This is a genomic window from Sulfurivermis sp. (genome assembly GCF_059410345.1).
The window spans coordinates 239,114-264,602 of sequence record NZ_JBLJDO010000002.1; the positions used below are offsets into that span (position 1 = coordinate 239,114).

The window sequence follows — 25,489 nt, forward strand, 5'->3', positions numbered from 1 at the left end:
TTTGCTCCAACAGGAATCCTGTCCAATCCCGCCGGGGAATCTTGCCGCATGGAAAAGCCCAGCCTCCTTCGTCGCCTGCGCCGTGCGCTGTGGTATGCCACGGCAGGGCTGGCGATCCTGGCGGCGGTGCTGTTGACGCTGACCCGGTTGCTGTTGCCCGAGTTGGAGGGGCAACGCAGCCGGGTGGAGGCCCTGGCCAGCGCTGCACTCGGGCAGCCCGTGCACATCCGTACCCTGGGCTCGCGTCTGCGTGGCATTTCTCCCCAGGTGGTGCTGGAAGACGTGGAACTGCTCGACGTGGCCGGGGAACATCCGGTGGCACGCTTTCGCGCGGTGGAGGTGGGATTCGCGCCGCTGATCAGCCTGCGCCGGCTGCGGCCGGTGATCGCGGCCATTACGGTGGTGGGGGCCGATCTGACCCTGGTGCGGCAGGCGGACGGCGCCCTGCGGGTACAGGGGCTGGCGGGTGCGGATGACGGTGATACGGCGGCCGCCGAAGGCATCGGCCGCTGGCTGCTGGAGCAGGGGCGCCTGGCCTTGCTCGACAGCCGCGTGCACTGGCGCGATCTCAAGACCGGACGCAGTTTCGATATGGAGCGGGTGGACATCGAACTGCTCAACAGCGATGCGCGTCACCAGCTCAACGTGGAGGTGACGCTACCTCCCGGCATGGGGCGCAGCCTGCACCTGGCGCTCGATCTGGAGGGCAACGTGTTGCAGCCCGGCGCCTGGAGTGGACGAGGTTATGTGCAGGCCCAGGGGCTGCGCCCGGCACCCTGGCTGGAGGAGTGGGGGCCGCTGGGCGGCCTTACGCTGCAGCAGGGCGTATTCGATTTGCGTGCCTGGGGCGAATGGACGGCGGGTCGGCTGGCGGCTGCCGATGTGGTGACTGAGGCACGCGATCTGGCGGTGCGCGGTGAACACGGCGAACTCGCCCTGGCCAAGCTGGCGGCGGCGGCGCGTTGGCAGCGGCAGGATCAGGGATGGGAGTTGCAACTGGGCAATGTGGCCCTGCAGCAACAGGCGACGGTAGCCGCAGAGCCGCTACAGGCATGGCTGCGCCGCGACGGCGAGGCATGGGAGGCGCAGGTGTCGAGCCTGCGCCTGCATGATGTGGCGCTGCTTGCGCCGCTGCTCCCCTTGGCCGAGCCACAGCGCGCCATGATGGCTGCCATGCAGCCTCAGGGGCGGCTACACCAGCTGCGCCTCGCCCTCGCTGGGGGGCAGCTCCGGCATGCCCAGGGCATCCTCGACCAGGTGTCGGTGGCACCGTGGCAAGCGTTGCCCGGCTTCAGCGGCTTGAGCGGGCGCTGGGTATGGAGCGGCGATCATGGCCGCATCGTGGTGGACAGCCGCGGCGGCGCGCTGGAGTTGCCACGGCTGTTCCGGGCGCCGCTGGCCCTGCAGCAATTGCAGGCAACCATCGACGTGCAGCATAGCGCTGCGGGCTGGTACCTTGCCTTCGACGGCATGAGCCTCGCGACCCCCGATATTCAGCTTGCCGCGGATGCCACGCTGACGGTCCCGCAGGACGCCACGCCCTATCTCGATCTGCGCGGTCTGTTCTGGAATGGCCGCGCCGTGGCCACGCCGCAGTATCTGCCCGCCGGCATCATGGGGCATGAGGCACTGGCCTGGCTGGATCAGGCCTTCCGTGGCGGCAGCGTGACCCGCGGCGGCGTATTGTTTCATGGCCCGCTGGCGGCCTTCCCCTTCGATGGCGGCGAAGGGCGCTTCGAAGTGGATTTCGGTGTGCACGATGCCGAACTGTTTTTCCAGGCCGGTTGGCCCAGCCTGCGCCAGGTGGATGCGCGGGTCCGCTTTCTCAACCGCGGCATGGTCATCGAGGCCGAGACCGGCCGTATGTATGACAGCCGTATCAGCCGTGCCCACGTGGGAATTGCCGATCTGCACCATCCCTTGTTGACGGTGCAGGGGGCGGCGCGCCTCTCCGGTGACGATGCCATCCGGCTGTTGCGGGAAACTCCGCTGCGCCAGCGCTTGGGTGATTATGTGGCGGCGCTGCGCATGGAGGGTGACAGCGAATTGGAGCTCGACTTTGCCCTGCCGCTGGATAGTGCGCTGGCCAGGACGCAGCCTTTCCGCCTGGGCGGCGTCGTGGCCTTGCAGGACAACCGGCTGTGGTTGGCCGATGTGCTGTCCATCGATGCCATCGAGGGCCGCCTGGCCTTTAGCGACAGCGGCCTGCAGGCCGAGGCACTGCGCGCCCGCATCCTCGATGAACCGGCCAGCATCACCATTTACGGCGAGGGCCGGGGCACCGACGCGCGCACGGTCGTGGCCGCGCGCGGCCAGATGCAGGCCGCTGCGCTGCGCCGTTTGCATGATGCGCCGCTGGCGGCCCGCCTGAGTGGGCGTAGCGCCTGGCAGGGTACGCTGCGCGTGCCGCACGGGGAGCATCGCGCTGGTGCACAGCTGCGGTTGCATTCCGACCTGCGCGGCATGGCGCTGGATTTGCCGCACCCTATGGGCAAGGCGGCAGAGACAGCACAGACGCTGGAGCTGGTGCATCATTTCAGTGGGGCACGTCGTGGTCAGCTGCAGTTGGCCTATGGCAACGTGCTGCGTGCCGTGCTGGCGCTGAAGGAGGACGGCGGGTTGCGCCGTGGTGCACTGCATTTCGGCACAGCGGCGGCGCGGTTGCCATCGCGCGACGAACTGCATGTCAGTGGCATCCTGCGCGACCTGGATTTGGGGCGGTGGGGCGATGTCTTGCGCGGCAGCGGCAAGGGTGCCGCACTGCCACTACGCCTGGAGATGGAGGAGCTGCATCTGGCAGAGGCGGAGGAAGAGGGACGTGCGGAGCCTGACTGGAGCGAGTTGCCGCCGCTGGACGTGCAGATCAGCCGCTTCGGCTACGGCGCATTGCAGCTCGAGCAACTGGCCTTCCAGCTGCGCAGCAACCGCGACAGCATGCAGCTCAATGACCTGCGCCTGACCGGTCCTGCGTTGCAGTTGAGCGGCCAGGGACGCTGGCAGTTGCGGCCGCGTTCCTACAGTGAGCTGAAGCTGGTGCTGGAGTCACCCGACTTCGGCCAGATGTTGCGCCATCTCGGGGTGGCCAGTGTCATCTCCCGCGGCAAGGCGAGGATGGAAGCCGAGCTCAACTGGCCGGCCCCGCTGCCGGGATTCAGTGTCGCCACCCTGGGCGGCACCCTGCACGGCAAGCTGGAGGACGGTCTGATGGACGAGGTGGACCCGGGTGCCGGCCGTCTGCTGGGCCTGCTCAGCCTGCAGGCTTTGCCGCGGCGCCTGGTGCTCGATTTCCGCGACCTGTTTCAGAAGGGGCTGGCCTTCAGCCGCATCGAAGGCGATTTCAGTCTGCGCGGCGGCGAAGCCTACACTTCCAATCTGGTGATGGAGTCTGCGGCGGCCCTGATTCGTGTCGAGGGGCGTACCGGCCTGGTGGCACGCGATTACGATCAGCGCATCACCGTGGTGCCCAATCTGTCGGGAACTGCGCCGGTGGTCGGTGCGCTGGCCTTCGGTCCGCAGGTGGGCGCAGTGATGCTGCTGTTCCAGCGGCTGCTGAAAAAGAATGTGGACGAGGCGGCGCGTACCGAATACCGCGTCACCGGTTCGTGGGATCAGCCGGTGATCGAAAAGGTGCCGCAGCCCAAGAGCGAGGCGAGTTCAGCGTTGGAGACGGGCACGCTGTAATATGACAGAAAATGGTATTCTGAGCGTATGATGCGATTGTTCTGCATGGTCTGCCTGCTATGGGTCTCTGCCGCTGCCCTGGGCGCCGAACCGCGCTTTATCACGGCGGTGGAATGGGCGCAGCCGCGCACCGGCGCGACCCTCATGCAGCATCCTGCACTGGCGCAGACGGTACAGGAGTTGCGCCCGGGACAGCGCTTGCAATTGCTCTATCCGGGTGGCGACGAGGGCAGTTTGTGGGCGCGCGAACTGCAGGCCTGGCTGGTGGCGCTGGGGCTGTCGTCGCAACGTATCGAACTGCTGGCGGGCAGCCCGCGCGAGGATGCCATCGAGCTGCGCCTGGTGGGGATGCCGACTGCGTCGGAATGAGGCAGCGGCGAGAGTATGAGCAACAGATGATGAATAAGGAGAAGCAAGCGTGACTCGTGTGGCAGCCGTGCAAATGGCCTCCGGCCCCAATATCAGCGCCAATCTTGCCGAGGCCGAGCGCCTCATCGCCAAGGCCGCCGCTGCCGGCGCGCGCCTGGTCGTGCTGCCGGAAAACTTCGCCCTGATGTGCATGCACGAGTTCGACAAGGTGAAGGTGCGTGAAGCGGAGGACAAGGGGCAGATCCAGGACTTCCTCGCCCGCACCGCATCACGCTACGGCATCTGGCTGGTGGGCGGTACCGTGCCGCTGGTGGCCGATGATGCCAACAAGGTGCGCGCCGCCTGCCTGTTGTTCAACGACAAGGGCCAGCGCGTGGCGCGCTATGACAAGGTGCACCTGTTCGACGTGCATCTGGAAGAGAGCAACGAGGATTACGCCGAATCGCGTACCATCGAACCGGGCAACAACGTCGTGGTGGTGGACACGCCGTTCGGTCGCCTCGGCCTCGCCGTATGCTACGACCTGCGTTTTCCCGAGCTGTTCCGCCGCATGGTGCAGGAGAATGTGGAGATCATCGCCATCCCCTCGGCCTTCACCGCCATCACCGGCAAGGCGCACTGGGAGGCACTGATTCGCGCCCGTGCTATCGAGAATCTGAGCTACATCATCGCCTCGGCCCAGGGCGGCTACCATGCCAATGGCCGCGAAACCCACGGCGACTCCATGGTCGTGGACCCCTGGGGCGTGGTGCTCGATCGTCTGCCCCGCGGCTCTGGCGTGGTAATGGCCGACATCGAACGCTCCCGCCTGCAGGCCATCCGCCGCAACTTCCCCGCTCTGGATCACCGCCGCCTGCCCTGCACCCTGCCGTAAGGCAGGTCATCGTCGTGTGAGGCCCGCTCCGGCGACACGCCGGGGCGGGTCGAACGATATTCGTTAGTGTCTGGTGTTCTAATGATATGAACACTGGTTCTTTCTCCTACAAAGGATTCCTGGCGTAGGATTTGGCAACGGTATAGCAAAACGCCGCTGTCAGTCACAAGGAACCATCATGCACGCTACCTGTTCATTTGCTCCCGTTGCAACCGTCGACGTGTGCGGTTATCCCTGTCCGGCACCGGTAGTGACTGCGCGGCGTCACGCGCGCCAGCTCGAGGCTGGTGGCGTGCTGATGCTGGTGGCCGACTGTGTCCGCACCACCGATGAGTTGGCCACTTGGGCGCGCGCCACCGGCAATGAATTGTTGCATGTGGAGCCGCTTGATGAGCGGCGCCGCGGCTATTACATCCGCAAAGGCCTGTTCCATTCGGTACAACAGGTGGTGGATACCCGCGGCAGCCGCTGCCCAACGCCGGTGATTGAGGCCGGGCATGCACTGCGCGGGCTGGCCTCCGGGGAGATAATTCGCGTGATCAGCGATTGCCCCAGTGCCAGGATGGATGTGAGTGCCTGGACTCGAAGTACCGGACATATCCTGCTGGATGCGGTAGAGAATTTGCACGGCGAGTTGCACTGCTACGTGCAAAAGCGCTGACGCCACACGTTTGCAGCACCTCCTGGGCGCCAGCTCTCCATGTGGCGTAACTTTTACAGCAACCTTTGGGTTGCTGTTTTTTTTTGCGGCAGTCGCCGGTGGCGGCTCACAGCTGCAAACGGTGGCTGACCTCCAGTTCCACTTCACGTCTCCAGCGTTCACTCAGCAGTTGTTTCAGCGCCTTGAGGTCGTCGAGGTCGATGGGCTGACGCGCGCTGACGTCGGCACGCAGCATTACCTTGTCACGCTGGATCGTTACCTGCAGTTGCTTGAGATGCAGCTGCTTGCCACGGATATGGAATACGGTAGTTCCAGCGTCGCGCTCTATGCTCCAGTAGGTGTAAATGTTGTAGAACGACACGGACAGCGGGACGCTGATCACGGCAAGCAACAGCAGAGAGATGGCCAGACCGCGTTTGGCTTTGATGATCGGCGCGTAACCAAGCACAAGAAAGGTGAGGGCGGCGGCAAGTGCGATGCCCACCAGGTTGGTGAGAAACAGCAGCAACGCACCGCTGATGATGTGAAGCTCCATCCAGCCGATGCCGATGCCGGCTACGCACAGCGGCGGGGCGAGGGCGACGGCGATGGCCACGCCAGGCAGACTCTTCATCACACTCTCGCGGGCGTGGGCATAGGCGCCGGCGATGCCGGCGGCGATGGCGACGCCGAGGTCGAGCAGATTGGGGTTGAGCCGTCCGGCCATTTCCGGGGTGATCCGCTCGAACGGAATTACCAAGGCGATGAAGGCAGCCGTGCCCAGTGCCAGCAGGGTGCCGATGCCGATGCTGGTTAGCGATGCAGTGAGCAGGCCGCGATCGCCACGCAGCACACCCATGGCGAGAGAAATGATCGGCGCCATTAGCGGCGCCAGCACCATGGCTCCGATGATCACCGCGGCGCTGGATAGAAACAGTCCCAGGGTGGCGACGATAGCGCTCAAGACCATCAGCAGCAGGAAGTGGGCCGGGGCGCGCGCGCTTTCCCGCAGTTGCAGAAATAGCTCCTTGAAGTCCTCCTCCAGGGCGTGGGTGAACAGCGGCAGGCTGCGCTGGATCATTGCCACGCGCGCCTCGTTGGTGGGCAGGTTTTCCACCTTTACCGTGTCCTTGTCATCGGCCTGGATTTCATGCAGCGCGTGGTAGGCCTGGCTCAGATTGATGCGCACCGCCGCCTGCTGGATCTCCAGTTCGACGCTCTCCGCCAGGCGCCGGCGTCCGTCGATGAAGTAGCGCAGGGGGCGCGGGCTTTCGATCTTCAGGTAACTGCTCTTGATGTAGCTGATGGCACTAGGCAGGCGGTTTACCTTTTGTTCGCCCCATACCAGGGCGGTGAACAGAAAGGTCAGGTACTCCATCACCGATTTCGGTGCGATGAGGATGCTGGACACCTTGCCGTCCTGCACCGAGATGGTGGTGTTGAGCAGACGCGCGGCGGCATTGCTGACGTCGTTCTCGATGGCTACCAGGCCGGTGATGGCGGTCTGGATGGTCTTGTCCTTGCCGGTGGTGAGCTTTATCGGGAATGGCTGGATGGCGAGCAGGTTGCGGATGCTGAACAGCAGCAGGGTCAGGGTGTAGCGCAGCGCGCGCAGCCAGGAACGACCGCGTTCGTGGTAGATGCGGTGGCCTGCGTTGAGAAATGGCGTTTCCCCCAGCACGACCGAACCCAGTGCCAGTTCATCGTTGCAGCGCAGGAGGTCGATGGCCTGGGCGCCGTCGTCGAAGGCGAGGGTCATGGCCTCGTCGGCGGTACGCGGTACACGGAACCAGTCATAGAGGCGGCTGTGCGGGTCGAGCGGAAGGATGCCGAGGGAGATGTTCTCGATGCGGGCGCGTTGCAGCAGCGGCGCCAGCGTGGCATCGTCCACCAAGGCCACCACATGGTTGCAGCCATGCAGGTTGGCGGCGGGCCGCTGCAGGAAATCGTCGGTCGTGGCACGCAGCAGGGTGATGCCCTGCGCCACGGCGAACGTGGTGATCGGCGCAACCTGTTCCTCGGCCGATTCCGGCGCCACCAGCAGGGTGCGATTGATCAGCGGCATGAATGCTCTCCCTTCGCCAGGTGCCTAATGGCGTTCAACGCAAAGATGCAAAGAATTGCACACCCGCCATGCAGAAACGCAGTGGCTTGATATGTTTACTCCGCGTCCCGGTGTCGGATGACTGCGCCTACGCCGCTTGCGTTGCAGCTTTCGACGTTGATGATTATCCGATCAGCTCGCGCAAGGCACGGAACAGTTCACGCGCGCTCTTGGGCGGCTTGCCCTGGGCCTGTTCGGCCTGGGCGGCGCGCGTCAGTTGGCGCAGTTGCTGGCGGTCGGCGTGGGGGAACTCCTTCAGCAGCTCGGTCAGCGCATCATCCCCTTCACTGATGAGGCGGTCGCGCCAGCGTTCGCACTGGTGGTGATGGGCAACGGTGAGGGCGTGGCGCCCCTGAATGCGTTCCAGCGCCTCGCGGATCGGGGTCTCGTCTTCCAGGCGCAGCAGTTTGCCCAGATATTTGAGCTGGCGTTTGCGCGCGCCATGCGCGGTGATGCGGCGGGTTTCCTTCACCGCGGCAAGCACCTCCTCGGACAGCGGAATCTCGGCCAGTTGCGAGGCCGACAGCTCGACCAGTGCGGCGCCGAGGTCGAGCAATTCATGGGCGTCGCGCTTGAGCTGGCTCTTGCTGGGGCCGAGGTCCTCGTCGTCGAAGTCGTCGTGGTTGTGGGTCATGTCAGATGAGGAAGATGGTGGCGAGACCGAGGAAGATGAAGAAACCACCGCTGTCGGTGATGGCGGTAATGAGCACGCTGGAGCCCTCCGCCGGGTCGCGGCCCAGTTTTTCCAGGATCAGGGGGATGAGCACACCCATCACGGCGGCAAGCAGCAGGTTCAGGGTCATGGCGCCGGTCATCACCAGGCCCAGCGAGACGCTGCCGTAGAGCAGGTAGGTGATGACGCCGAGGATGCTGCCCCAGATCAGGCCGTTGATCATGGCAATGCCCAGCTCCTTGAGGAACAGCAACCGGGTATTGCCGCGGTGGACGTGGCCGAGGGCCAGGCCGCGTACGATCATGGTGATGGTCTGATTGCCGGAGTTGCCGCCGATGCCGGCAACGATGGGCATCAAGGCGGCGAGGGCGACGATCTTTTCGATGGAACCCTCGAACAGACCGATGACACGTGAGGCGACCAGGGCGGTGACCAGGTTGACGGCGATCCAGGCCCAACGATTGCGCAGGCTGCCGCGGATATTGGTGAACAGTCCTTCCTCACCCCGCAGGCCGGCCATGGACAGCACCGAGTGGTCGGCCTCTTCGCGGATCACGTCCACCACGTCATCGATGGTGATACGGCCGAGCAGCTTGCCCTCGTGATCCACCACCGGCGCGGAGATCAGGTCGTGCATCTCGAATAGCTGCGCCACGTCGCTGGCGTGGGTATGGGCCTCGATGCCGTCCACGTCGCGGATCATCACCTCGGCAACGCTGAGATCGGGATTGCGCGTGAGCAGGTCGGTGAGGGAGAGCAGACCGAGGTACTTACCTTCGCGATCCACCACCATCAGGCTGTCGGTGGTCTCCGGTATTTCGCCATGCCAGCGCAGGTAGCGCAGCACTACGTCCAGGGTGATGTCCTCGCGCACCGTAATGGTGTCGACGTTCATCAGGCCGCCGGCGCTGTCTTCCGGATAGGACAGCACGGCCTCCAGCCGTTGGCGGTGCTGCGCATCCATGGTGGTGAGGATCTGCTGGATCACTTCGTCCGGCATCTCTGGCAGGATGTCGGCCAGGTCGTCGGTATCCAGTTCTTCGATGGCCGCCACCAGCTCCTGGGCGTCCATTTCGCGGATCAGGGTGGTGCGTACCTCGTCGTTGACGTAGGTGAGTACCTCGCCGTCCAGTTCGGGGCTGACCATCTCCCAGACAGTGATGCGCTCCGGTTCCGGCAGTGACTCCAGCAGCAGGGCGATCTCCGCCGGGTGCATATCGTCGAGCAGCGTTTGCGCCAGCGACAACTGGTCCTCGTGTAAAGCGTCACGCAGCGCTTGCAGGCGGTCGGTATCCTTGTCCTGTTCGGTGACGTCGGTCATGGCGCGGGGGAGAAATAGAGAGTTCGGCGCGCAAAGTGTACCAAGCGGGGGCGACAAAGGGAAAAGCGAAACCGTGAAAGATTTGTGAAATGGCGCGGATTTCGCTGCTGGCGCTACAGTATTACCGTGAGCAGGTGCCCCTTGCTCGCGCTGAGTCAGTCGCTGGCGTTGAGTTCGGCCAGCAGGGCGGCAGACTGCTCCATGTCGTCCTGACGCAGGATATTCCTGGCGATGCGGCGCAAGGGTTCCAGTTCGCTGCCGGTGATGATGCGCTTGACCTCCAGCAGGGCCGGGGGCGGCACGCTGAATTCGGTGAGGCCGAGACCGAGCAGCAGGCGGGTGAGCAATGGGTCGCCGGCCATCTCGCCGCACATGGTGACCGGGATGCCGGCCTCGGCGCCGGCATGCAGGGTGGTGTGAATTAGACGCAGCACCGCCGGGTGTAGCGGCTGATAGAGATGGTTGATGGTGTCGTCGAGCCGGTCGGCGGCCAGGGTGTATTGAATCAGGTCGTTGGTGCCGATGGAGAGGAAGTCCAGGCGGCGGGCGAAATCGTCGGCACAGATCGCCGCGGCAGGCACTTCGATCATGCCGCCCACGGCAATATTTTCGGCAAAGGGCTGGCGGCGGCGGCGCAGCTCGTCCTTGGCCTCGGCAATCAGCTCCTGTACCTGGCGCACCTCCTGCAGCGTGCTGATCATCGGGATCAGCAGGCGCACGGTGCCGTGGTTGGAGGCGCGCAGGATGGCGCGCAGCTGCGGGCGGAACAGCTCCGGCTCACGCAGGCACAGGCGCACGGCGCGCAGGCCCAGGGCCGGGTTGATGGCACCGCGTTCCGGCGCTGCGCCGTCGGTGGTCTTGTCGGCGCCGAGATCCAGGGTGCGGATGGTGACCGGCAGGCCCTTCATCGCCTTCACCACCTTGCTGTAGGCGCGGTACTGCTCCTCCTCGTCCGGCGGCGTGCCGCGGTTCATCATATACAGAAATTCGGTGCGGTACAGACCGATGCCGGCGGCGCCGACGCGGCGGGCCGCCTGGATGTCCTCGGGCAACTCGATGTTGGCGAACAGGGCGATGGCGGCGCCGTCGCCGGTGACGGTGGGGGTATCCTTGAGGCGGCGTAGCTCGGCACGGGCCCGTTTTTCCTGCTGTTGGCGCGTGCGGTAGAAGGCGGTGCCGCCGGCATCAAGGCCGGCCAGCAGTACACCCTGGCGGCCGTCCACCACCACCGGCTCGCCGTCGCGGATGTATTGCCAGGCGTTGCGCATGCCGACTACGGCGGGGATGCCCAGACTGCGCGCCAGGATCGCCACATGGGACATGGGGCCGCCGTGCTCGGTGACGATGGCGGCGACGTTGTGCTGATGCAGCAGCACCAGTTCGCCCGGTGACAGATCATCGGTGACGATGATGCGACCGCCCCCCGGTTCGGCGGCGATGGCCGCCTCGCGCTGGTTCTGGTTGAGCAGGATTTGCTGCACGCGCAGGATGGCGTGTGCCACGTCGTCACGCCGCGTGCGCAGGTAGGCGTCGTCCATCTGGTCGAACACCTTGGTCAGCGCCTCCTGTTGCATCTGCAATGCCCATTCGGCGTTGCAGCCCTCGCGCAGGATCAGCTCGATGGGTACGGTGGCGAGGGTGGCGTCCTCCAGCATCAGCAGGTGGGTGTCGATGAAAGCGGCGATGTCGGTGGGGGTGCCGGCAGGGATCTGTTGGCGGATGGCGCGCAGTTGGTTGCGTGCGGCTTCCAGGGCGTCGATGAAGCGTCCCACCTCCTCGTCAATGAGGTGGGGCGGCAGGACGTATTGCGGGATGTCCAGTCCACCGCGCTGCAACAGACGCGCCGGCCCCAGGGCGATGCCGCGGGAGACGCCGGTGCCGTGCAGGGCGACGGGCATCAGCACGCCTCTATTCGTCCTCGCCGAAACGATCGGCGATGAGCTGTTCCAGTTTGGCCAGCGCCTCCTGCTCGTCGGGGCCATCCACGCTGATCTGCACCGTGCTGCCGCAACCGGCCGCCAGCATCATCACGCCCATGATGCTTTTGCCGTTGACGTTGCGGCCGTTGCGCGCAATGTGCACGTTGCTGGCGCAGGAGGAGGCGACGTTGACGAACTTGGCCGCGGCGCGTGCATGCAGGCCGAGGCGATTGACGATGGTGAGTTCCTTGCTGAGCATGTCGTAATCCTTAAATCCGGTTCAGTCCGCGCATGAACGCGAATGGACGCAAATGTACATGGCGCTATCGGGGGAGCACGGTTCTCTCGCAGGCCACCATGTCCGTTGTCACATTCATTTGCGCTCATTCGCATTCATTTGCGGACTACACATTCTTTCCTGCACACAGCAGGATGCCATCGCGGCCGCCGCTGGCAGCTTTGTCAGCCAGTTGATCCAAATCGAGGGTGTGGTAGTTGCACACCTTGAGCAGCATCGGCAGGTTGACGCCGGAGACCACGCGGATCTGTTCCCACTCCAGCAGGCGGCAGGCGATGTTGCCCGGGGTGGAGCCATAGAGATCGGTGAGCACCAGTACGCCGGCACCTTTGTCCAGCGCGGTGGCCAGGCGGTGGGCCTCGGCGGCGGTGAGATCCGGATCGGCGTCCAGCGGGACGGTGAGCACCTCCAGCGGCAGCGGACAGTGGCCGAGGATGGCATCGGCGGTGGCGCGCAGTACGTGACCGAGCGGGTCGTGGGTGATCAGCAGCACACCGACTTTGCTCATCATGACAGCTCACGGTGACGCACGCTGACCTTGGCGCGGTCGCTGGCGAAATGGCGCGCCAGGCGCTCGGCGAAATACACTGAGCGGTGCTGACCGCCGGTACAGCCGATGGCGACGGTGAGGTAGCTGCGGTTGTCGTTCTCGAAGTGCGGCAGCCAGGTACTGATGAAGCCGCTGATGGACTGAAACATCTTTTCCACTTCCGGCTGCTGTTCCAGAAAGGTAATCACGTCAGCGTCGCGGCCGGTGAGGGCGCGCAGGCTGGGCTTCCAGTGCGGGTTGGGCAGGCAGCGGATGTCGAACACGAAATCGGCATCCACCGGAATGCCGTGTTTGTAGCCGAAAGACTCGAACAGCAGCGACAGCTTGCCGGACGAAGAGGCGCCGACGTGGGCCTGCACCAGGTCGCGCAACTGGTGCACGTTGGTGTGGCTGGTGTCGAGGCGCAGATCGGCGCGCGCGGAGATCGGCTCCAGCAGCGCGCGCTCGCGGCGGATGGCCTCCGCCAGCGGCGTATCGCCGCGGGTGAGCGGATGCGGTCGGCGTGTTTCGGAAAAGCGCTTGAGCAGCGTATCGTCGTCGGCATCCATGAACAGGATCTGGTAGGGGATGCCGCTGTCGCGGATGTGCTTGAGCGCGTCCGGCAGGGCGCTGAAGTCATTGACCAGGTTGCGCGCATCGACGCCGACGGCGGCATTGCTGTAACCCTGGCGCTCGGCGGCCTGCAGTTCCTGCACGAAGGCCGGCAGCAATCCCACCGGCAGGTTGTCGATGCAGTAGTAGCCCAGGTCTTCCAGCGCGTGCAGGGCGATGGACTTGCCGGAACCGGAGGTGCCGCTGACGATGTACAGCTTCATTCCTGCTCTTCCCGTGCGATGAGGTGACGCTGGCGTTCGATGAAGTGGGCGGTGGCGTCATAGCCGTTTTCGCGCAGGATGTGGTTGCGAGCGGCAGCCTCCACCAGCACCGCCAGGTTGCGGCCTGGCGCCACCGGCAACTGGATCTCCGGCACTTCCACCTCGAACAGGTTGCGGTGGCTGAAGCTGCCCTGCAGGCGGTCGATGTTGTGGAGTTCGCTCTTGCTCACCGCGACCAGCTGCACGATGAGGCGCAGATTTTTGTGCCGCTTCACCGCGCTGTCGCCGAACATGGCGCGGATGTTGAGCAGGCCAAGGCCACGCACCTCAAGAAAGTCCTGCAACAATTCCGGGCAGCTGCCGCGCAGGGTGTCCGGGCCGACGCGGCGGAACTCCGGCGCGTCGTCGGCGATGAGGATGTGGCCGCGGGTGATGAGTTCCAGCGCCAGCTCGCTCTTGCCCACCGAGCTTTCGCCGGTGAGCAGCACGCCGATGCCCATGACGTCCATGAATACACCGTGCACCACCTGCTTGTCGGCCAGCAGATCGGTGAGGTAGTAATCGAGGTGATTGAGCAGCTTGTCGCTGGCCAGGGCGGAGCCGAGCAGCGGAGTGTCGTGCTGTTCGGCGGCCCGGCGCAGCGCCGTGGGTGCCGGGAGGCCGCCGGCGATGAGCACCGCCAGGGTGGGGGCGGCGAACAGATGGTCCAGCGCCTCGGTATAGGTTTTCTCGTCCAGTCCCTGCAGGTAGTCCAGTTCCGCCGCGCCGAGGATCTGCAGGCGCGACGGATGGATCAGATTGAGATAGCCCACCAGGGTGGCGCCGGAAGGATCGCCCTGGTCGCGGCTGATGGTTCGCTCGGCGCCCGCATGCCCCGCCAGCCAGTGCAGCGCGAGCCGCTTCTGGTAGGTCTCAAACAGGGCGCGGACGCTTAACGGGGCGACGGGCATGGCGGGGCCGCTATATCGTCAAGCAGCCGGCATCCACTGACTGAGGCGGGCATGCAGCTCGGCCGCCGATGTGGCGCTGCGCAGGCTGGCGACGAAGGTTGCGTCGCTGAACATCTCCGCCAGCTGGGCCAGTAGTTGCAGATGTTCCTGGGTGGATTGTTCGGGTACCAGGAGGCCGAACAGCAGATCCACCGGCTCGCCGTCGACGGCGTCGAAGTCGATGGGTTTCTGCAGCTTGATGAAGGCACCGACGGTGACGGTGCCGTTCTTCACCCGGCCATGGGGGATGGCCACGCCGTGGCCCAGTCCCGTGCTGCCGAGACGCTCGCGGGCGAGCAGGCTGTCGAATATGTCAGTGGGGTTCAACGCCTGCTGGCCGCCCGCGATGAGTGCGCTCAGCTGTTCCAGCACCCGTTTCTTGCTGGCCGAGGGGTCGCCGCAGGCGACGCGCTCGGCGGTAAGCAGGTCTGCGATATGCATGATGGATGCGCGGCTGTCAGGCCTTTATTCGCTGACGGAATTGTTCTTCAGCGTGGCGCCTTCCGTGCGGTGATGGTCGGTGAGCTTTTCCTTGTGCTTCTTGATCTGGCGGTCCAGCTTGTCGGCCAGGGCGTCGATGGCGGCATACATGTCCTCTTCCTCGGCATTGGCGAACAGGTTGTTGCCGGTGATGGAGAAGGTGGCCTCGGCCTTGTGACGCAGTTTTTCCACGCTCAGCACCACATGCACGTTGGTGACGTGATCGAAGTGACGCTCCAGGCGCTCCAGCTTGCTGGCGACGTAATCGCGCAGGGCGGGGGTGATTTCGACGTGGTGGCCGGTGAGGTTGAGTTGCATGGTGTTCTCCTTGGATGGTTCAAATTCAATGTGTGGCGTAATCAGGACAGGCGCTTGCGCTCGTTGGACGGGGGGATGTTCATGGCCTCGCGGTATTTGGCGACGGTACGGCGGGCTACGTTAATCCCCTGTTTGCACAGAACTTCTGCAATCTTGCTGTCGCTGAGGGGTTTGGCGGTGTTTTCCTCAGCGATCATTTTCTTGATGAATGCCCGTATGGCCGTGGATGAGCACTCGCCACCGCTGGCGGTGCTGACGTGACTGGAGAAGAAATACTTCAACTCGAAAATCCCACGCGGAGTGTGCATGTATTTCTTGGTGGTCACGCGGGAGATGGTGGATTCATGCATCCCCACCTCCTGGGCAATATCATGCAGCACCAGCGCCTTCATTGCCACTTCGCCTTGCTCCAGGAACTCGCGCTGGTGCTCGACGATGCAGCTGGCCACCTTGAGCAGGGTCTCGTTGCGGCTCTGCAGGCTCTTGATGAACCAGCGTGCCTCCTGCAGGTGGTTCTTCAGGGTGGTGGTGTCGCAGGCCGAGCCGGCCTGCTTCATCAGACCGGCATAGGTGGCATTGATGCGCAGGCGCGGCGCCGCCTCGGGGTTCAGTTCCACGCGCCAGGCGCCCTTGAGCTTGCGCACGATGACGTCGGGCACGATGTATTCGGTGCGGCTGCTGGATATCTGCGAGCCGGGACGCGGGTTGAGCGACTGGATCAGGCGGATCACCTGCCCCAGCTCGTCATCCTCCAGCTTGAGGCGGCGCTTGAGCTGGCTATAGTCACGGCCGGCCAGCAGGTCGAAATGCTCGCTGAGCAGCTGCCGCGCCAGCTCACGGTGGGGCGTGTCTTCCGGCAGCTGGCGCAGTTGCAGCAGCAGGCTTTCGCGCAGGTCGCGCGCCGCCACGCCCGGCGGGTCGAGGTTCTGCACCGCGTGCAGCACTGCCTCCACCTCGTCCAGCTCGATGTCCAGATCCTCACGCAGGCTTTCGTACAGGTCTTCCAGCGGCAGGCTGAGCAGGCCGTCGTCGTCCACGGCATCGACGATGGCCTCGGCGATGGCGCGGTCGGTATCGCTCATGGGCATCAGCCGCAACTGCCAGTTGAGGTGTTCCTGCAGGGTTTCACCCGAGGTATCGCCGTAGTCGTAGTCACGTTCGTCGCTGTCGTAGCTGGAGGCGCCGCCGCTGTTGATGGTGTCGTAGATGTCTTCCCAGGCGCTGTCCACCGGCAGCTCGTCGGGGATGTCGCTGTTGGTCTGCAGCTCCAGGTCGTGCTCTGCGGTGGGGGCCTCGTGGCGCGGCTCGCTCTCCACCGGCTCGCCCTCGGCATAGCTCTCCGGCTCGGCCAGGGCGGCGCCCTCCAGGCCTTCAGCCTCCAGCCCGTCGAGGCCTTCGTCCTCACCCTCTTCGGCCAGTTCCAGCATGACGTTGGACTCCAGCGCCTGCTGTACCTCCAGCTGCAGCTCGAGCGTCGACAGCTGCAACAGGCGGATCGCCTGCTGCAGTTGCGGGGTCATGGTGAGCTGCTGACCGAGACGGAGCTGTAATGACTGTTTCATTGGGTTATTGGCTCGCCCGAAGGGCGGGACGGCAATTCTACCGCAAATAACATGCCAGGGAGGAAGAGAAAACGTGCAGGAGGTGCGATACGGGGAAGAAATCGGCTGGCAGCGGCCATGGCCAGCTAGAGTTTGAAGCCCTCGCCCAGATAGACCCGCCGCACCTGTTCGTTCTTGAGCAGTTCGTCGGGTGTGCCGGCGGCGATGACCTGGCCGTCGCTCATGATGTAGCCGCGGCCGCAGATGCCGAGGGTTTCCCGCACGTTGTGGTCGGTGATGAGGACGCCGATGCCGCGTTCACGCAGGTGGTTGACGATGCCCTGGATGTCCAGCACCGAGATGGGGTCGACGCCGGCGAAGGGCTCGTCGAGCAGGATGAAGCGCGGCTCCATGGCCAGGGCGCGGGCGATCTCCACCCGGCGCCGCTCGCCGCCGGACAGGCTCATGCCGGTGTTGGCGCGGATGTGGCCGATGTGCAGCTCCTCCAGCAGGGCCTCCATTTTTTCCTCGCGCTGGGCGGGGGAGAGTTCGCTGCGGGTTTCCAGGATGCCGAGGATGTTGTCGGCCACGGTGAGCTTGCGGAACACCGAGGCCTCCTGCGGCAGGTAGCCCAGCCCCAGGCGGGCGCGACGGTGGATGGGTTCGCGGGTGATGTCGCGGCCGTCAATGGCGATGCGGCCGGCGTCGCAGGGCACCAGGCCGACGATCATATAGAAGCTGGTGGTCTTGCCGGCGCCGTTGGGACCGAGCAGGCCGACCACCTCGCCGCTGTCGATGTGCAGGGAGACGTTGCTGACCACGTCGCGGGACTTGTAGCGCTTGGCGAGGCCCTCGGCGCTGAGGCGGGAGGCGGTCATGGTTGTTTTTCCCCGCGTGGCTGGATGATGGCGTGGACGCGGCCATCACCCTCGCCGTTGCCCTGGGCCTGTACCCGGCTGTGCACGATGTCGTAGTCGATGCGCTCGCCGCTGAAGCGGTCGCCGCCCTGCTGCACCCAGGCGCTGCCGCGCAGCAGCAGGCGGTCTTCCGCGGCGCGGTATTCCAGCCGCAGCGCCTCGCCCTCGATGTCGGCGGCAGCCCCGTCCGGCCGTTGGCGGAAGCGTACTGGCTTGCCCTCGGCCTCGATGCGCTCCAGTTCGTTGCCGCTGCGGTGCACCACCAGCCGATCGGCGGCCAGGCGCAATGAGCCCTGCTCCAGCGTCACGTTGCCGCGGTAGGTGCTGACGCCGCTGCGGTTGTCCAGTTCGACCCGGTCGGCACGCACATGGATGGTCTGGTCGCGGTCGCTTTCCAGCGCCGGCGCCAGGCCCGGCAGGGCGAGCAGGAGTATGCACATTGTCTTAAGGTGACGGGACATAGTTCCCCCTGACCTGAGCCATGAGCAGCAGCCGCTCCTCCTTCATATACGCGCGCAGGCCGACGGCGTCGACCCGGCCCTGCGGATGGGTGAGGGTGAGCGGGGCATCGGTTTCGGCATAGCGTTCCTTGGGCTTGAGCAGCAGTTCGGTGGTGGTCAGCTCTAGCAGCCCGCCGTCCTCGGCGCGGGTCACGCGCACGCCGCCGCCCAGTTGCATGCGTTCGCCGTCGCCGCTGATATGGCCGTGGGCGGCATCGATCTGCCAGGGCGCGGCATCGTCGCTGTACAGGGTGAGCCGCGGCTCGGTCAGTTCCATGGAGCCGTCGTCGGCGTAGCGTACCATCTGCCCGGCGGCGAGGCGCTGCTCCGGCCGGCCCTGCCGGTCCATGGTGGTGGCGACAAAGTCGCGCAGAAAATAATCCGCCACGTGACGCGCCGCCGCCTCGCGCTCGCGCACTGCCTCCTCGCGCTGGCCCGACAGCCAGTTGTTGAGCAGCACCACCAGTGCAACCAGCACGGTGACGAGGAGGATGCGGCGGTTCATGCCAGGTAGTGCTTCAGCTGGCTATCGAGTTTGCCCTGGGCGCGCATGATCAGCTCGCACACGTCGCGCGCCGCGCCGCGGCCGCCGCCGTGGTCGGTGGTCCAGTGGGCATGTTGCTTGACCAGGGGGTGGGCGTCCTGCACCGCCACGGCCAGACCGACGCGGCGCATCACCGGCAGGTCCACCACGTCGTCGCCGACGTAGGCCACCTGGTGTGGCGGCAGGCCCAGCTTGGCTACCAGTTCCTTGAAGGCGGGCAGTTTTTCCAGCTTGCCCTGGTAGACGTGGCGGATGCCGAGGCTGTCCATGCGGTGCTTGACCACCTGCGAGGTGCGCCCGGTGATGATACCGATCTCCACGCCTGCGGCCTGCAGCATCTTCATGCCGTGGCCGTCGCGGGAGTGGAAGGCCTTGTATTCCTGACCGTCGTCACCGATGAACAGGCTGCCGTCGGTGAGCACGCCGTCGACGTCGAAGATCACCAGGCGGATCTGCTCGGCTTTTTCCAGTATGTCCTGCATTCAGTGCTCCGCTTTCCGTAAGGCAGAAATCAGAAGGCAGGAGGAAGAACCCTGCGCTGGTTGGACTGTTGTCTTCTGACTTGGCCGTGTTGTTGGAACGTATGTTGTCTTCACACCACGCCTGCCCGCAGCAGGTCATGCATGTTGATGGCGCCGCACAGCACGCCGTCGGCATCCACCACCGGCAGGGCGTTGATGCGCTTTTCGTCCATGATGCGCAAGGCCTCGGCGGCGAGCAGGTCGGCGCGGATAGTGGTGCAGCCGCGCGACATCACCTGGGCGACGCCCAGGGTGGCGATGGACACCTCGCCGTGGTCGAGCAGGCGGCGCAGGTCGCCGTCGGTGAAGATGCCGATGACGCGGCCGGCATCGTCCACCACCGAGGTCATGCCCAGGCCCTTGCGTGTCATTTCCAGCAGGGCGTCGCGCAGCGGGGCGCCCTCACCGATACGGGGAATGCTCTCGCCGGTGTGCATGATGTCCTCGATGCGCAGCAGCAGGCGCCGCCCCAGGCTGCCCGCCGGGTGGGACAGGGCGAAGTCCTCGGCGGTGAAGCCGCGCGCCTCCAGCAGGGCGACGGCCAGGGCATCGCCCATGGCCAGGGTGGCGGTGGTGCTGGCGGTGGGGGCCAGACCCAGCGGGCAGGCCTCGCGTTCCACGCTCACATCCAGATTGACGTCGGCGGCCTTGGCCAGGCGCGAGCGCGGGTTGCCGGTGAGGGTGACGAGGGCGATGCCGAGGCGTTTGATCAGCGGCAGGATGGTGAGCAGTTCCTCGGTCTCGCCCGAGTTGGACAGGGCCAGCACCACGTCCTTGGCGGTGATCATGCCGAGGTCGCCGTGACTGGCCTCGCCGGGGTGGACGAAGAAGGCCGGCGAGCCGGTGCTGGCCAGGGTGGCAGCGATCTTGGCGCCGATGTGGCCGGACTTGCCCATGCCGGTGACCACGATGCGCCCTTCGCAGGCCAGCATGTGGCGGCAGGCGCGGGCGAAGCCGGCGTCGATGCGCCCGGCCAGCGCCGCCACCGCCCGGGCCTCCGTGTCGAGGACTGCACGGCCCAGTTGCTGCAGTTTGTCGTCGTCGGCGGGGCGCGTCATTCAAGCCACCGGATAGCCGAGTGCGGCCAGCTTGGCCGTCAGAACGGCACGATCCAGCTGCTCGCCCCGCACCGTTACCTGCCCCGCCAGGGTGACCTCCACGGCACTGACGCCGGGCAGTTCCTTGAGGCCGTTGTGGATGGTGGCGACACAGCCACCGCACTTGACGTTTTTGACGGTGAATTCCTCGGTCTGCATGCACTCACTCCTTATTGGACGCTGGCGTAATACAGCAGGCCCAGGTAGGCGATGAACAGGACGAGCAGGATACCGCCCTCTGGCCGGTTGATGCGGCCCTGGCCGCGGAAGCCGTAGGCGAAGGCGAACAGCAGCACGGTGAAGCCGAACATGATGGGGAAGTCGCGCTCCATCACGCCCGCGGGTGTCGCCAGCGGGTGGATCAGCCCCGGCAGGCCCAGCACTGCCAGCAGGTTGAACATATTGGAGCCCAACACGTTGCCGATGGCAATGTCGTGTTCCCCCTTGAGGGCGCCGGTGACGGAGGCGGCCAGTTCCGGCAGGCTGGTGCCGATGGCGACGATGGTCAGACCGATGATGAGGTCGGGAACCTCGAAATAGTGGGCCACGTTGACCGCGCCCCACACCAAGAGGCGTGAGCTGAGCAGCAGCACCACGAGGCCCAGGGCCACCCAGAACAGGGCGCGGCCCATGGTCATGTCGGTGGGGATTTCCTCGGCGAACTCCTCCTGCATCGGGTCGCAGGCCTGCACCGCCGGGTCGCAGGCGCGCTCGCGCAGGCCCAGGCCCACCAGCCAATAGACCATCAGGCCGAAGCCGCCCAGCAGGATCACGCCGTCCAGCCGGCTCAGCTCGCCGTCCAGCAGCAGGATCAGGGCCAGGGTGGTGACGGCGAACAGAATGGGGAATTCGCGGCGCAGGGTCTCCGATTTGACCGCCAGCGGCGTGATCAGGGCGGTTATACCCAGCACCAGGCCGACATTGGTGATGTTGGAGCCGATGGCGTTGCCGATGGCGATGCCGGGGTTGCCGGCCCAGGCCGCCATGGCCGAGACCAGCATCTCCGGCGCCGAGGTGCCGAAGCCGACGATGGTCAGGCCGATGATCAGGGGCGAGACCCCCAGATTGCGGGCGGTGGCGGCGGCGCCGGTGACGAAGCGGTCGGCACCCCACACCAGCAGCACGAAGCCGCCGAGAATGGCGAAAAAAGAGGTCCAGAGCATGGTTGTCGATTCGAGGGATGGAAGGCGGGCATTCTGCCACAACCGGATGGGGACGAGATACGCGGGGTTGTGGCCCGACCGGGCCAGGCGGGAGCGCTACTGCGCCTTCGGCTCGTCCGGTGGCAGGTCGTCCAGATCGTCGAAATCGAATTCAGGCGCCGGCGGGTTGCCGTCGTAGACCTGGTTTTCACGCATCTGTAAATAGGATTCGCGCATGAACAGATAGGGGTCGAGGGCGCCCTGTTCCAGCAGGCGGGTGGTGCGCAGCAGGTTGGCGCGGGTGTTCACCGCGTACAGGCCGATGACACCATAGCGGGTGGCGTCGTCGTCGATCTCGCCGATGAGGTCGAACTGGCGGTAGTCCACCAGCCGGCCGGTGCCGTCGCGCAGCGAGCTGGGGCCGAGGAAGGGCAGCACCAGATAGGGGCCGGAGCCGACGCCCCAGTGGCCCAGGGTCTGGCCAAAGTCCTCGTCATGCTTGGGCAGGCCCATGGGGGTGGCGACGTCGATGAGGCCGGCCAGGCCCACGGTGCTGTTCCACACCAGACGCGAAAAATCCGATGCCGCCTGGCGGAACTTGAACTGCAGCAGGTCGTTGGCCAGCACCACCACGTCGCCCAGATTGCTGAAGAAGTTGGATACGCCGGTGCGCGCCGTCTGCGGCACCACATTCACGTAGCCCTCGGCCACCGGCTTGAAGATGGCCTTGTCGAAGTCACTGTTGAACTCGTACACGCCGCGGTTGAAACCCTCCCACGGGTCGCGCGGGTCGCGTTCGCCGGGAACGGTGGCGCAGCCGCTGAGGCTCAACAGCAGGAGCAGGGAAAGGAGTAGATGCGGTTTCACGGTGGGGGTATGCGTTTCGGGTTGCATAAGGTATCGCGTGGGCGGCACCTTACCTCATTTTCCCCGGAACTCGAAACTCGAAACCATTATTTCGCTTCCGTCTTCGTCGCGCCGCAGCGGCTGCAACGATACAAGGTCACCAGCCGCCCCAGTTTGACGTCGAAGGGCTGGTCCGACTGCACCTCCCAACGGTGGAAGCCGCTCTTGCACAGGGTCTTGCCCTTGTGCTTCTTGGCCGGAGAGGGACGCTTGAATTTGATGACTTCACCCATGGCGGCAGTTTCAGGTGTCGGGTGGGAAGTTGCAAGCGGCGGGGAGATGCGGCACGCACAAGGCTATACTGGCGGCCGAAACGGAAAACTCGAAACGCAAAACTATGTTGATCGCTGCTTACGGATGGGACCATACCGGCTGGTGCGGCTCTTACTATCCCGAGGATCTGCCGCCCGAGTGGCGCCTGGCCTATTACGCCAATGAATTCAGTGCCGTGGTGGTGCCGGCGGCACAATGGCAGCGGGCCGATGCGGCGACGGCCGCGCAGTGGGCGGTGGACGTGCCGGAAGTATTTTGTTTTCTGCTGGAGGCGGCGGTGGCGCCGCCTCCGGCCATGTTGCTGCAAGCCCTCGGCGCGCGCTTTTGCGGCCTGGCGGGGGAGGGCGGTTTGACGGTGGCGCGCTGGGAGGGCGGGGGCGATGCCCGTGCCCTGCGCGCCTTCATCGAAGGCGTACCGGCCAACGGCGTGTTGCTCGTCGCGGGGGAGCCGCCGTCGCTGGAGGCCTTGCGCACGGCGCAGACCCTGGCGCAACTGCTGGGCCGCTAGCGGTTGACTGAACCCGGCATCTCGCGGACACTGCTGCCTTCTCAAGGAGAGTCACGGCCCCTGTGGGGCCTTTTGTTTATATGGCCGAAGACCCTAATTCACCGCTGGTCCAGATCCGCGGGCTGTGTTTTGCGCGCGGCAACCGCCCCATCTTCGACGGCGTCGATCTCGACATTCGCCGCGGCCAGGTGACCGCCATCATGGGGCCGAGCGGCACCGGCAAGACCACCCTGCTCAAGCTCATCGGCGGCCAGCTGCGCCCCGATGCCGGCACCATCACCGTCGATGGCGAGGATGTGCACCGCCTCAGCCACCATGCGCTGTATGACCTGCGCAAGCGCATGGGCATGCTGTTCCAGTCCGGGGCCCTGCTCACCGATCTCAACGTCTATGAAAACGTCGCCTTCCCGCTGCGCGAGCATACCGACCTGCCGGAGCCGATGATCCGCGACCTGGTGCTGATGAAGCTGGAGGCGGTGGGCCTGCGCGGGGCGCGCGGCCTGATGGCCAATGAGCTGTCCGGCGGCATGGCGCGCCGCGTCGCCCTGGCCCGCGCCATCGCCCTGGACCCGATGATGATCATGTACGACGAGCCGTTCACCGGGCAGGACCCCATCTCCATGGGCGTGCTGGTGAAGCTGATCCGCTCCCTCAACAACGCCCTGGGCCTGAGCTCGATCATCGTCTCCCACGACGTGCAGGAGACGGCGGCGATCTCCGACTACATCTATCTGTTGTCTGGCGGCAAGGTGGTGGCGCACGGCACGCCGGCGGAACTGGGCCGCTCCAGCTCCGACTGGGCGCAGCAGTTCCTGCAGGGCCTGCCCGATGGACCGGTGCCGTTCCATTACCGCGCCGCGCCCTATGCGGACGACCTGCTGGCCGGGCGCGAGGGGAGGGTTTGATGCTGAACTGGCTGGCGCAACTGGGCCATCAGGGTCTGAGCTTTTTCGAACGGCTGGGGCGTGGCCACCTGCTGCTGCTGGCGCTGCTGCGCGGTGTGCCGGGGCTGGCGCTGCGCCCGCTGCTGGTGGTGCAGCAGGTGTACGCCATCGGCGTGCTGTCGCTGCTGATCATCGTGGTGTCCGGCACCTTCGTCGGCATGGTGCTGGGCCTGCAACTCTACAACACCCTGGTCAACTTCGGCGCCGAGGCCTCGCTGGGACCGGTGATCGCCCTGACCCTGGTGCGCGAGCTGGGTCCGGTGGTGACGGCGCTGCTGTTCGCCGGCCGCGCCGGTTCCGCCCTCACCGCCGAGATCGGCCTGATGAAGGCCACCGAGCAGCTGTCCGGCATGGAGATGATGGCGGTGGATCCGGTGAAGCGGGTGCTGGCGCCGCGTTTTCTCGGCGGCTTCATCGCCATGCCTCTGCTGGCGGCGATCTTCAGCATCGTCGGCGTCTACGGCGGTTATTTCGTCGGCGTCGGCCTGCTCGGCGTGGATGAGGGCAGTTACTGGTCGCAGATGCAGTCGATGGTGGATTTCGACGACGATGTGATGAACGGCATGATCAAGAGCCTGGTATTCGGCCTGGTGGTGACCTGGATCGCCGTGTTCGAGGGATATGATGCCGTGCCCACCTCGGAAGGGGTGAGCCGGGCGACGACGCGCACCGTGGTGCATTCCTCGCTGGCGGTGCTGGGACTGGATTTCGTGTTGACGGCCCTGATGTTCGGAGTGGACTGATGATGCAGGTGAAAACGTTGGAGATTTGGGTCGGTGTGTTCGTGGCGGCGGGTCTGGCCGCGCTGTTCATGCTGGCGATGCAGGTGAGCAACCTCACCGTGGTGGGCGACGATAAGGGCTATACCATCACCGCCCGGTTCGAGAATATCTCCGGCCTCAAGGTGCGCTCGCCGGTCACCATGGCGGGAGTGCGCATCGGCCGTGTCACCGCCATCGATTTCGACCCGCAGACCTTCCAGGCGGTGGTGTCCATGCGCATCGGCGCCAGCTATAACCAGCTGCCGGTGGATACCTCGGCGGCGGTGCTCACCTCCGGTCTGGTGGGAGAGAAGTACGTCGGTCTGGAGCCCGGCGGCGACATGGATGTGCTCAAGGACGGCGGCGAGATCAAGCTCACCCAGTCCACCCTGGTGCTGGAGCAGATGATCGGCAAGTTCCTGTTCGACAAGGCGGAGAGCGGCAAGCAGTGAGCGCGCCCCGGGTCGAGACCACGGCCGACGGCCTGCGGGTGGAGGGTGACCTGACCTTCGCCACGGTGACCGCCCTGCTGGCGGCCAGCCGGCCCCTGTTCAGCGCCGGCAGCGGCGCCCTGCGCGTCGACCTGTCCGGCGTCGGCCGTGCCGACAGCGCCGGACTGGCCCTGCTCATCGAGTGGCTGCGCCTGGCGCGCGGGGCCGGGCGCGAGCTGCAGTTCCAGGCCGTCCCGGCGCAGATGCAGGCCATCGCCGCCGCCTCCGGTCTGACCGACCTCCTGCCGCTGGCCCCGGCCTGACGGGCCATTCCAGCTTACAAATTCGCGGTTCAGGGGGTATCATTCCTCCC

29 protein-coding genes are annotated in these 25,489 nt (G+C 65.5%); 9 read left to right on the forward strand and 20 right to left on the reverse strand.

Annotation, left to right across the window (positions count from 1 at the left end):
- Positions 1–48: 48 nt before the first annotated feature.
- The 4 genes from ACMV8A_RS02830 (at position 49) to ACMV8A_RS02845 (ending at position 5,585) form a co-directional block, all read left to right on the forward strand.
- Positions 49–3,681 carry a YhdP family protein gene (locus ACMV8A_RS02830; protein WP_495324212.1) on the forward strand — a complete coding sequence of 1,211 codons (3,633 nt, stop codon included), beginning with the start codon at positions 49–51 and terminating at the stop codon, positions 3,679–3,681.
- Positions 3,682–3,708: 27 nt separating this feature from the next.
- On the forward strand, positions 3,709–4,050 hold the full coding sequence (locus tag ACMV8A_RS02835; protein WP_495324213.1) for a hypothetical protein: 342 nt from the start codon (positions 3,709–3,711) through the stop codon (positions 4,048–4,050).
- 49 nt (positions 4,051–4,099) lie between these two features.
- On the forward strand, positions 4,100–4,924 hold the full coding sequence (locus tag ACMV8A_RS02840) for a carbon-nitrogen hydrolase family protein (RefSeq protein ID WP_495324214.1): 825 nt from the start codon (positions 4,100–4,102) through the stop codon (positions 4,922–4,924).
- 178 nt (positions 4,925–5,102) lie between these two features.
- Complete coding sequence (locus tag ACMV8A_RS02845; RefSeq protein WP_495324215.1) at positions 5,103–5,585, forward strand: sulfurtransferase TusA family protein; 483 nt, start codon at positions 5,103–5,105, stop codon at positions 5,583–5,585.
- A gap of 106 nt (positions 5,586–5,691) precedes the next feature.
- On the opposite strand, the gene ACMV8A_RS02850 is transcribed toward ACMV8A_RS02845, so the two are convergent.
- The 20 genes from ACMV8A_RS02850 to ACMV8A_RS02945 form a co-directional block, all read right to left on the reverse strand.
- Positions 5,692–7,629 (reverse strand): DUF389 domain-containing protein, encoded by a 1,938-nt coding sequence (locus tag ACMV8A_RS02850; RefSeq protein ID WP_495324216.1) that lies wholly within the window; start codon positions 7,627–7,629, stop codon positions 5,692–5,694.
- A 163-nt stretch (positions 7,630–7,792) separates the two neighbouring features.
- Positions 7,793–8,302 carry a ribosome biogenesis factor YjgA gene (yjgA, locus tag ACMV8A_RS02855; protein ID WP_495324217.1) on the reverse strand — a complete coding sequence of 170 codons (510 nt, stop codon included), beginning with the start codon at positions 8,300–8,302 and terminating at the stop codon, positions 7,793–7,795.
- Between the two features lies 1 nt (position 8,303).
- Positions 8,304–9,662 carry a magnesium transporter gene (gene mgtE, locus ACMV8A_RS02860; protein ID WP_495324218.1) on the reverse strand — a complete coding sequence of 453 codons (1,359 nt, stop codon included), beginning with the start codon at positions 9,660–9,662 and terminating at the stop codon, positions 8,304–8,306.
- Between the two features lie 155 nt (positions 9,663–9,817).
- Positions 9,818–11,560, reverse strand: coding sequence for a phosphoenolpyruvate--protein phosphotransferase (gene ptsP, locus ACMV8A_RS02865; RefSeq protein WP_495324316.1), 1,743 nt, complete (start codon positions 11,558–11,560; stop codon positions 9,818–9,820).
- A 10-nt stretch (positions 11,561–11,570) separates the two neighbouring features.
- The gene (locus tag ACMV8A_RS02870; RefSeq protein WP_495324219.1) at positions 11,571–11,840 is read right to left on the reverse strand and encodes an HPr family phosphocarrier protein; all 270 of its coding nucleotides are present in this window, start codon (positions 11,838–11,840) and stop codon (positions 11,571–11,573) included.
- A 145-nt stretch (positions 11,841–11,985) separates the two neighbouring features.
- On the reverse strand, positions 11,986–12,390 hold the full coding sequence (locus ACMV8A_RS02875) for a PTS sugar transporter subunit IIA (RefSeq protein WP_495324220.1): 405 nt from the start codon (positions 12,388–12,390) through the stop codon (positions 11,986–11,988).
- On the reverse strand, positions 12,387–13,244 hold the full coding sequence (gene rapZ / locus ACMV8A_RS02880; RefSeq protein ID WP_495324221.1) for an RNase adapter RapZ: 858 nt from the start codon (positions 13,242–13,244) through the stop codon (positions 12,387–12,389). The genes ACMV8A_RS02875 and rapZ overlap by 4 nt, the downstream gene beginning before the upstream one ends.
- Positions 13,241–14,194, reverse strand: coding sequence for an HPr(Ser) kinase/phosphatase (gene hprK / locus ACMV8A_RS02885; RefSeq protein ID WP_495324222.1), 954 nt, complete (start codon positions 14,192–14,194; stop codon positions 13,241–13,243). Before hprK ends, rapZ begins: the two co-directional genes overlap by 4 nt.
- An 18-nt stretch (positions 14,195–14,212) precedes the next feature.
- The gene (ptsN, locus tag ACMV8A_RS02890; RefSeq protein WP_495324223.1) at positions 14,213–14,674 is read right to left on the reverse strand and encodes a PTS IIA-like nitrogen regulatory protein PtsN; all 462 of its coding nucleotides are present in this window, start codon (positions 14,672–14,674) and stop codon (positions 14,213–14,215) included.
- Between the two features lie 24 nt (positions 14,675–14,698).
- Entirely contained in the window at positions 14,699–15,031 is a 333-nt protein-coding gene (gene hpf / locus ACMV8A_RS02895; RefSeq protein WP_495324224.1) for a ribosome hibernation-promoting factor, HPF/YfiA family, read from the reverse strand.
- Between the two features lie 41 nt (positions 15,032–15,072).
- Positions 15,073–16,593, reverse strand: a complete 1,521-nt coding sequence (locus tag ACMV8A_RS02900) for an RNA polymerase factor sigma-54 (protein WP_495324225.1) — start codon at positions 16,591–16,593, stop codon at positions 15,073–15,075.
- 125 nt (positions 16,594–16,718) lie between these two features.
- On the reverse strand, positions 16,719–17,450 hold the full coding sequence (lptB, locus tag ACMV8A_RS02905; protein WP_495324226.1) for an LPS export ABC transporter ATP-binding protein: 732 nt from the start codon (positions 17,448–17,450) through the stop codon (positions 16,719–16,721).
- Positions 17,447–17,929, reverse strand: a complete 483-nt coding sequence (lptA, locus tag ACMV8A_RS02910; RefSeq protein ID WP_495324227.1) for a lipopolysaccharide transport periplasmic protein LptA — start codon at positions 17,927–17,929, stop codon at positions 17,447–17,449. The genes lptB and lptA overlap by 4 nt, the downstream gene beginning before the upstream one ends.
- A gap of 4 nt (positions 17,930–17,933) precedes the next feature.
- The gene (gene lptC, locus ACMV8A_RS02915) at positions 17,934–18,494 is read right to left on the reverse strand and encodes an LPS export ABC transporter periplasmic protein LptC (protein WP_495324228.1); all 561 of its coding nucleotides are present in this window, start codon (positions 18,492–18,494) and stop codon (positions 17,934–17,936) included.
- Positions 18,491–19,015 carry a 3-deoxy-manno-octulosonate-8-phosphatase KdsC gene (kdsC, locus tag ACMV8A_RS02920; RefSeq protein ID WP_495324229.1) on the reverse strand — a complete coding sequence of 175 codons (525 nt, stop codon included), beginning with the start codon at positions 19,013–19,015 and terminating at the stop codon, positions 18,491–18,493. The genes lptC and kdsC overlap by 4 nt, the downstream gene beginning before the upstream one ends.
- Before the next feature lie 110 nt (positions 19,016–19,125).
- Complete coding sequence (locus tag ACMV8A_RS02925; RefSeq protein WP_495324230.1) at positions 19,126–20,112, reverse strand: KpsF/GutQ family sugar-phosphate isomerase; 987 nt, start codon at positions 20,110–20,112, stop codon at positions 19,126–19,128.
- Positions 20,113–20,310: a heavy-metal-associated domain-containing protein gene (locus tag ACMV8A_RS02930; protein ID WP_495324231.1), complete on the reverse strand. Its 198-nt coding sequence runs from the start codon at positions 20,308–20,310 to the stop codon at positions 20,113–20,115.
- Between the two features lie 11 nt (positions 20,311–20,321).
- Complete coding sequence (locus ACMV8A_RS02935) at positions 20,322–21,314, reverse strand: calcium/sodium antiporter (RefSeq protein ID WP_495324232.1); 993 nt, start codon at positions 21,312–21,314, stop codon at positions 20,322–20,324.
- 96 nt (positions 21,315–21,410) lie between these two features.
- Complete coding sequence (locus tag ACMV8A_RS02940; protein ID WP_495324233.1) at positions 21,411–22,160, reverse strand: MlaA family lipoprotein; 750 nt, start codon at positions 22,158–22,160, stop codon at positions 21,411–21,413.
- A gap of 86 nt (positions 22,161–22,246) precedes the next feature.
- Positions 22,247–22,432, reverse strand: a complete 186-nt coding sequence (locus ACMV8A_RS02945) for a hypothetical protein (protein ID WP_495324234.1) — start codon at positions 22,430–22,432, stop codon at positions 22,247–22,249.
- 104 nt (positions 22,433–22,536) lie between these two features.
- On the opposite strand from ACMV8A_RS02945, the gene ACMV8A_RS02950 reads away from it, so the two are divergent.
- From ACMV8A_RS02950 to ACMV8A_RS02970, 5 genes are all read left to right on the forward strand, one after another.
- Entirely contained in the window at positions 22,537–22,980 is a 444-nt protein-coding gene (locus tag ACMV8A_RS02950) for a DUF72 domain-containing protein (protein WP_495324235.1), read from the forward strand.
- A gap of 80 nt (positions 22,981–23,060) precedes the next feature.
- Entirely contained in the window at positions 23,061–23,885 is an 825-nt protein-coding gene (locus tag ACMV8A_RS02955; protein WP_495324236.1) for an ABC transporter ATP-binding protein, read from the forward strand.
- On the forward strand, positions 23,885–24,667 hold the full coding sequence (gene mlaE, locus ACMV8A_RS02960; protein ID WP_495324237.1) for a lipid asymmetry maintenance ABC transporter permease subunit MlaE: 783 nt from the start codon (positions 23,885–23,887) through the stop codon (positions 24,665–24,667). The genes ACMV8A_RS02955 and mlaE overlap by 1 nt, the downstream gene beginning before the upstream one ends.
- Positions 24,667–25,137 carry an outer membrane lipid asymmetry maintenance protein MlaD gene (mlaD, locus tag ACMV8A_RS02965; RefSeq protein ID WP_495324238.1) on the forward strand — a complete coding sequence of 157 codons (471 nt, stop codon included), beginning with the start codon at positions 24,667–24,669 and terminating at the stop codon, positions 25,135–25,137. The genes mlaE and mlaD overlap by 1 nt, the downstream gene beginning before the upstream one ends.
- Complete coding sequence (locus ACMV8A_RS02970) at positions 25,134–25,439, forward strand: STAS domain-containing protein (RefSeq protein ID WP_495324239.1); 306 nt, start codon at positions 25,134–25,136, stop codon at positions 25,437–25,439. Before mlaD ends, ACMV8A_RS02970 begins: the two co-directional genes overlap by 4 nt.
- The last annotated feature ends 50 nt before the right edge of the window (positions 25,440–25,489 follow it).

What these genes read in the sequence shown, in the direction of transcription:
- ACMV8A_RS02835 (WP_495324213.1), top strand. Translation starts at nt 3,709, where the DNA reads ATGATGCGATTGTTCTGCATGGTCTGCCTGCTATGGGTCTCTGCCGCT.
- lptB (WP_495324226.1), bottom strand. Translation starts at nt 17,450, where the DNA reads ATGACCGCCTCCCGCCTCAGCGCCGAGGGCCTCGCCAAGCGCTACAAG.
- ACMV8A_RS02870 (WP_495324219.1), bottom strand. Translation starts at nt 11,840, where the DNA reads ATGCTCAGCAAGGAACTCACCATCGTCAATCGCCTCGGCCTGCATGCA.
- ACMV8A_RS02875 (WP_495324220.1), bottom strand. Translation starts at nt 12,390, where the DNA reads ATGATGAGCAAAGTCGGTGTGCTGCTGATCACCCACGACCCGCTCGGT.
- ptsP (WP_495324316.1), bottom strand. Translation starts at nt 11,560, where the DNA reads ATGCCCGTCGCCCTGCACGGCACCGGCGTCTCCCGCGGCATCGCCCTG.
- ptsN (WP_495324223.1), bottom strand. Translation starts at nt 14,674, where the DNA reads ATGCATATCGCAGACCTGCTTACCGCCGAGCGCGTCGCCTGCGGCGAC.
- ACMV8A_RS02830 (WP_495324212.1), top strand. Translation starts at nt 49, where the DNA reads ATGGAAAAGCCCAGCCTCCTTCGTCGCCTGCGCCGTGCGCTGTGGTAT.
- mgtE (WP_495324218.1), bottom strand. Translation starts at nt 9,662, where the DNA reads ATGACCGACGTCACCGAACAGGACAAGGATACCGACCGCCTGCAAGCG.
- lptC (WP_495324228.1), bottom strand. Translation starts at nt 18,494, where the DNA reads ATGAACCGCCGCATCCTCCTCGTCACCGTGCTGGTTGCACTGGTGGTG.
- rapZ (WP_495324221.1), bottom strand. Translation starts at nt 13,244, where the DNA reads ATGAAGCTGTACATCGTCAGCGGCACCTCCGGTTCCGGCAAGTCCATC.
- ACMV8A_RS02945 (WP_495324234.1), bottom strand. Translation starts at nt 22,432, where the DNA reads ATGGGTGAAGTCATCAAATTCAAGCGTCCCTCTCCGGCCAAGAAGCAC.
- ACMV8A_RS02930 (WP_495324231.1), bottom strand. Translation starts at nt 20,310, where the DNA reads ATGCAGACCGAGGAATTCACCGTCAAAAACGTCAAGTGCGGTGGCTGT.
- mlaD (WP_495324238.1), top strand. Translation starts at nt 24,667, where the DNA reads ATGATGCAGGTGAAAACGTTGGAGATTTGGGTCGGTGTGTTCGTGGCG.
- ACMV8A_RS02950 (WP_495324235.1), top strand. Translation starts at nt 22,537, where the DNA reads ATGTTGATCGCTGCTTACGGATGGGACCATACCGGCTGGTGCGGCTCT.
- kdsC (WP_495324229.1), bottom strand. Translation starts at nt 19,015, where the DNA reads ATGCAGGACATACTGGAAAAAGCCGAGCAGATCCGCCTGGTGATCTTC.
- ACMV8A_RS02935 (WP_495324232.1), bottom strand. Translation starts at nt 21,314, where the DNA reads ATGCTCTGGACCTCTTTTTTCGCCATTCTCGGCGGCTTCGTGCTGCTG.
- ACMV8A_RS02955 (WP_495324236.1), top strand. Translation starts at nt 23,061, where the DNA reads ATGGCCGAAGACCCTAATTCACCGCTGGTCCAGATCCGCGGGCTGTGT.
- ACMV8A_RS02925 (WP_495324230.1), bottom strand. Translation starts at nt 20,112, where the DNA reads ATGACGCGCCCCGCCGACGACGACAAACTGCAGCAACTGGGCCGTGCA.
- ACMV8A_RS02845 (WP_495324215.1), top strand. Translation starts at nt 5,103, where the DNA reads ATGCACGCTACCTGTTCATTTGCTCCCGTTGCAACCGTCGACGTGTGC.
- ACMV8A_RS02900 (WP_495324225.1), bottom strand. Translation starts at nt 16,593, where the DNA reads ATGAAACAGTCATTACAGCTCCGTCTCGGTCAGCAGCTCACCATGACC.
- yjgA (WP_495324217.1), bottom strand. Translation starts at nt 8,302, where the DNA reads ATGACCCACAACCACGACGACTTCGACGACGAGGACCTCGGCCCCAGC.
- ACMV8A_RS02850 (WP_495324216.1), bottom strand. Translation starts at nt 7,629, where the DNA reads ATGCCGCTGATCAATCGCACCCTGCTGGTGGCGCCGGAATCGGCCGAG.
- lptA (WP_495324227.1), bottom strand. Translation starts at nt 17,929, where the DNA reads ATGTGCATACTCCTGCTCGCCCTGCCGGGCCTGGCGCCGGCGCTGGAA.
- mlaE (WP_495324237.1), top strand. Translation starts at nt 23,885, where the DNA reads ATGCTGAACTGGCTGGCGCAACTGGGCCATCAGGGTCTGAGCTTTTTC.
- hpf (WP_495324224.1), bottom strand. Translation starts at nt 15,031, where the DNA reads ATGCAACTCAACCTCACCGGCCACCACGTCGAAATCACCCCCGCCCTG.
- hprK (WP_495324222.1), bottom strand. Translation starts at nt 14,194, where the DNA reads ATGCCCGTCGCCCCGTTAAGCGTCCGCGCCCTGTTTGAGACCTACCAG.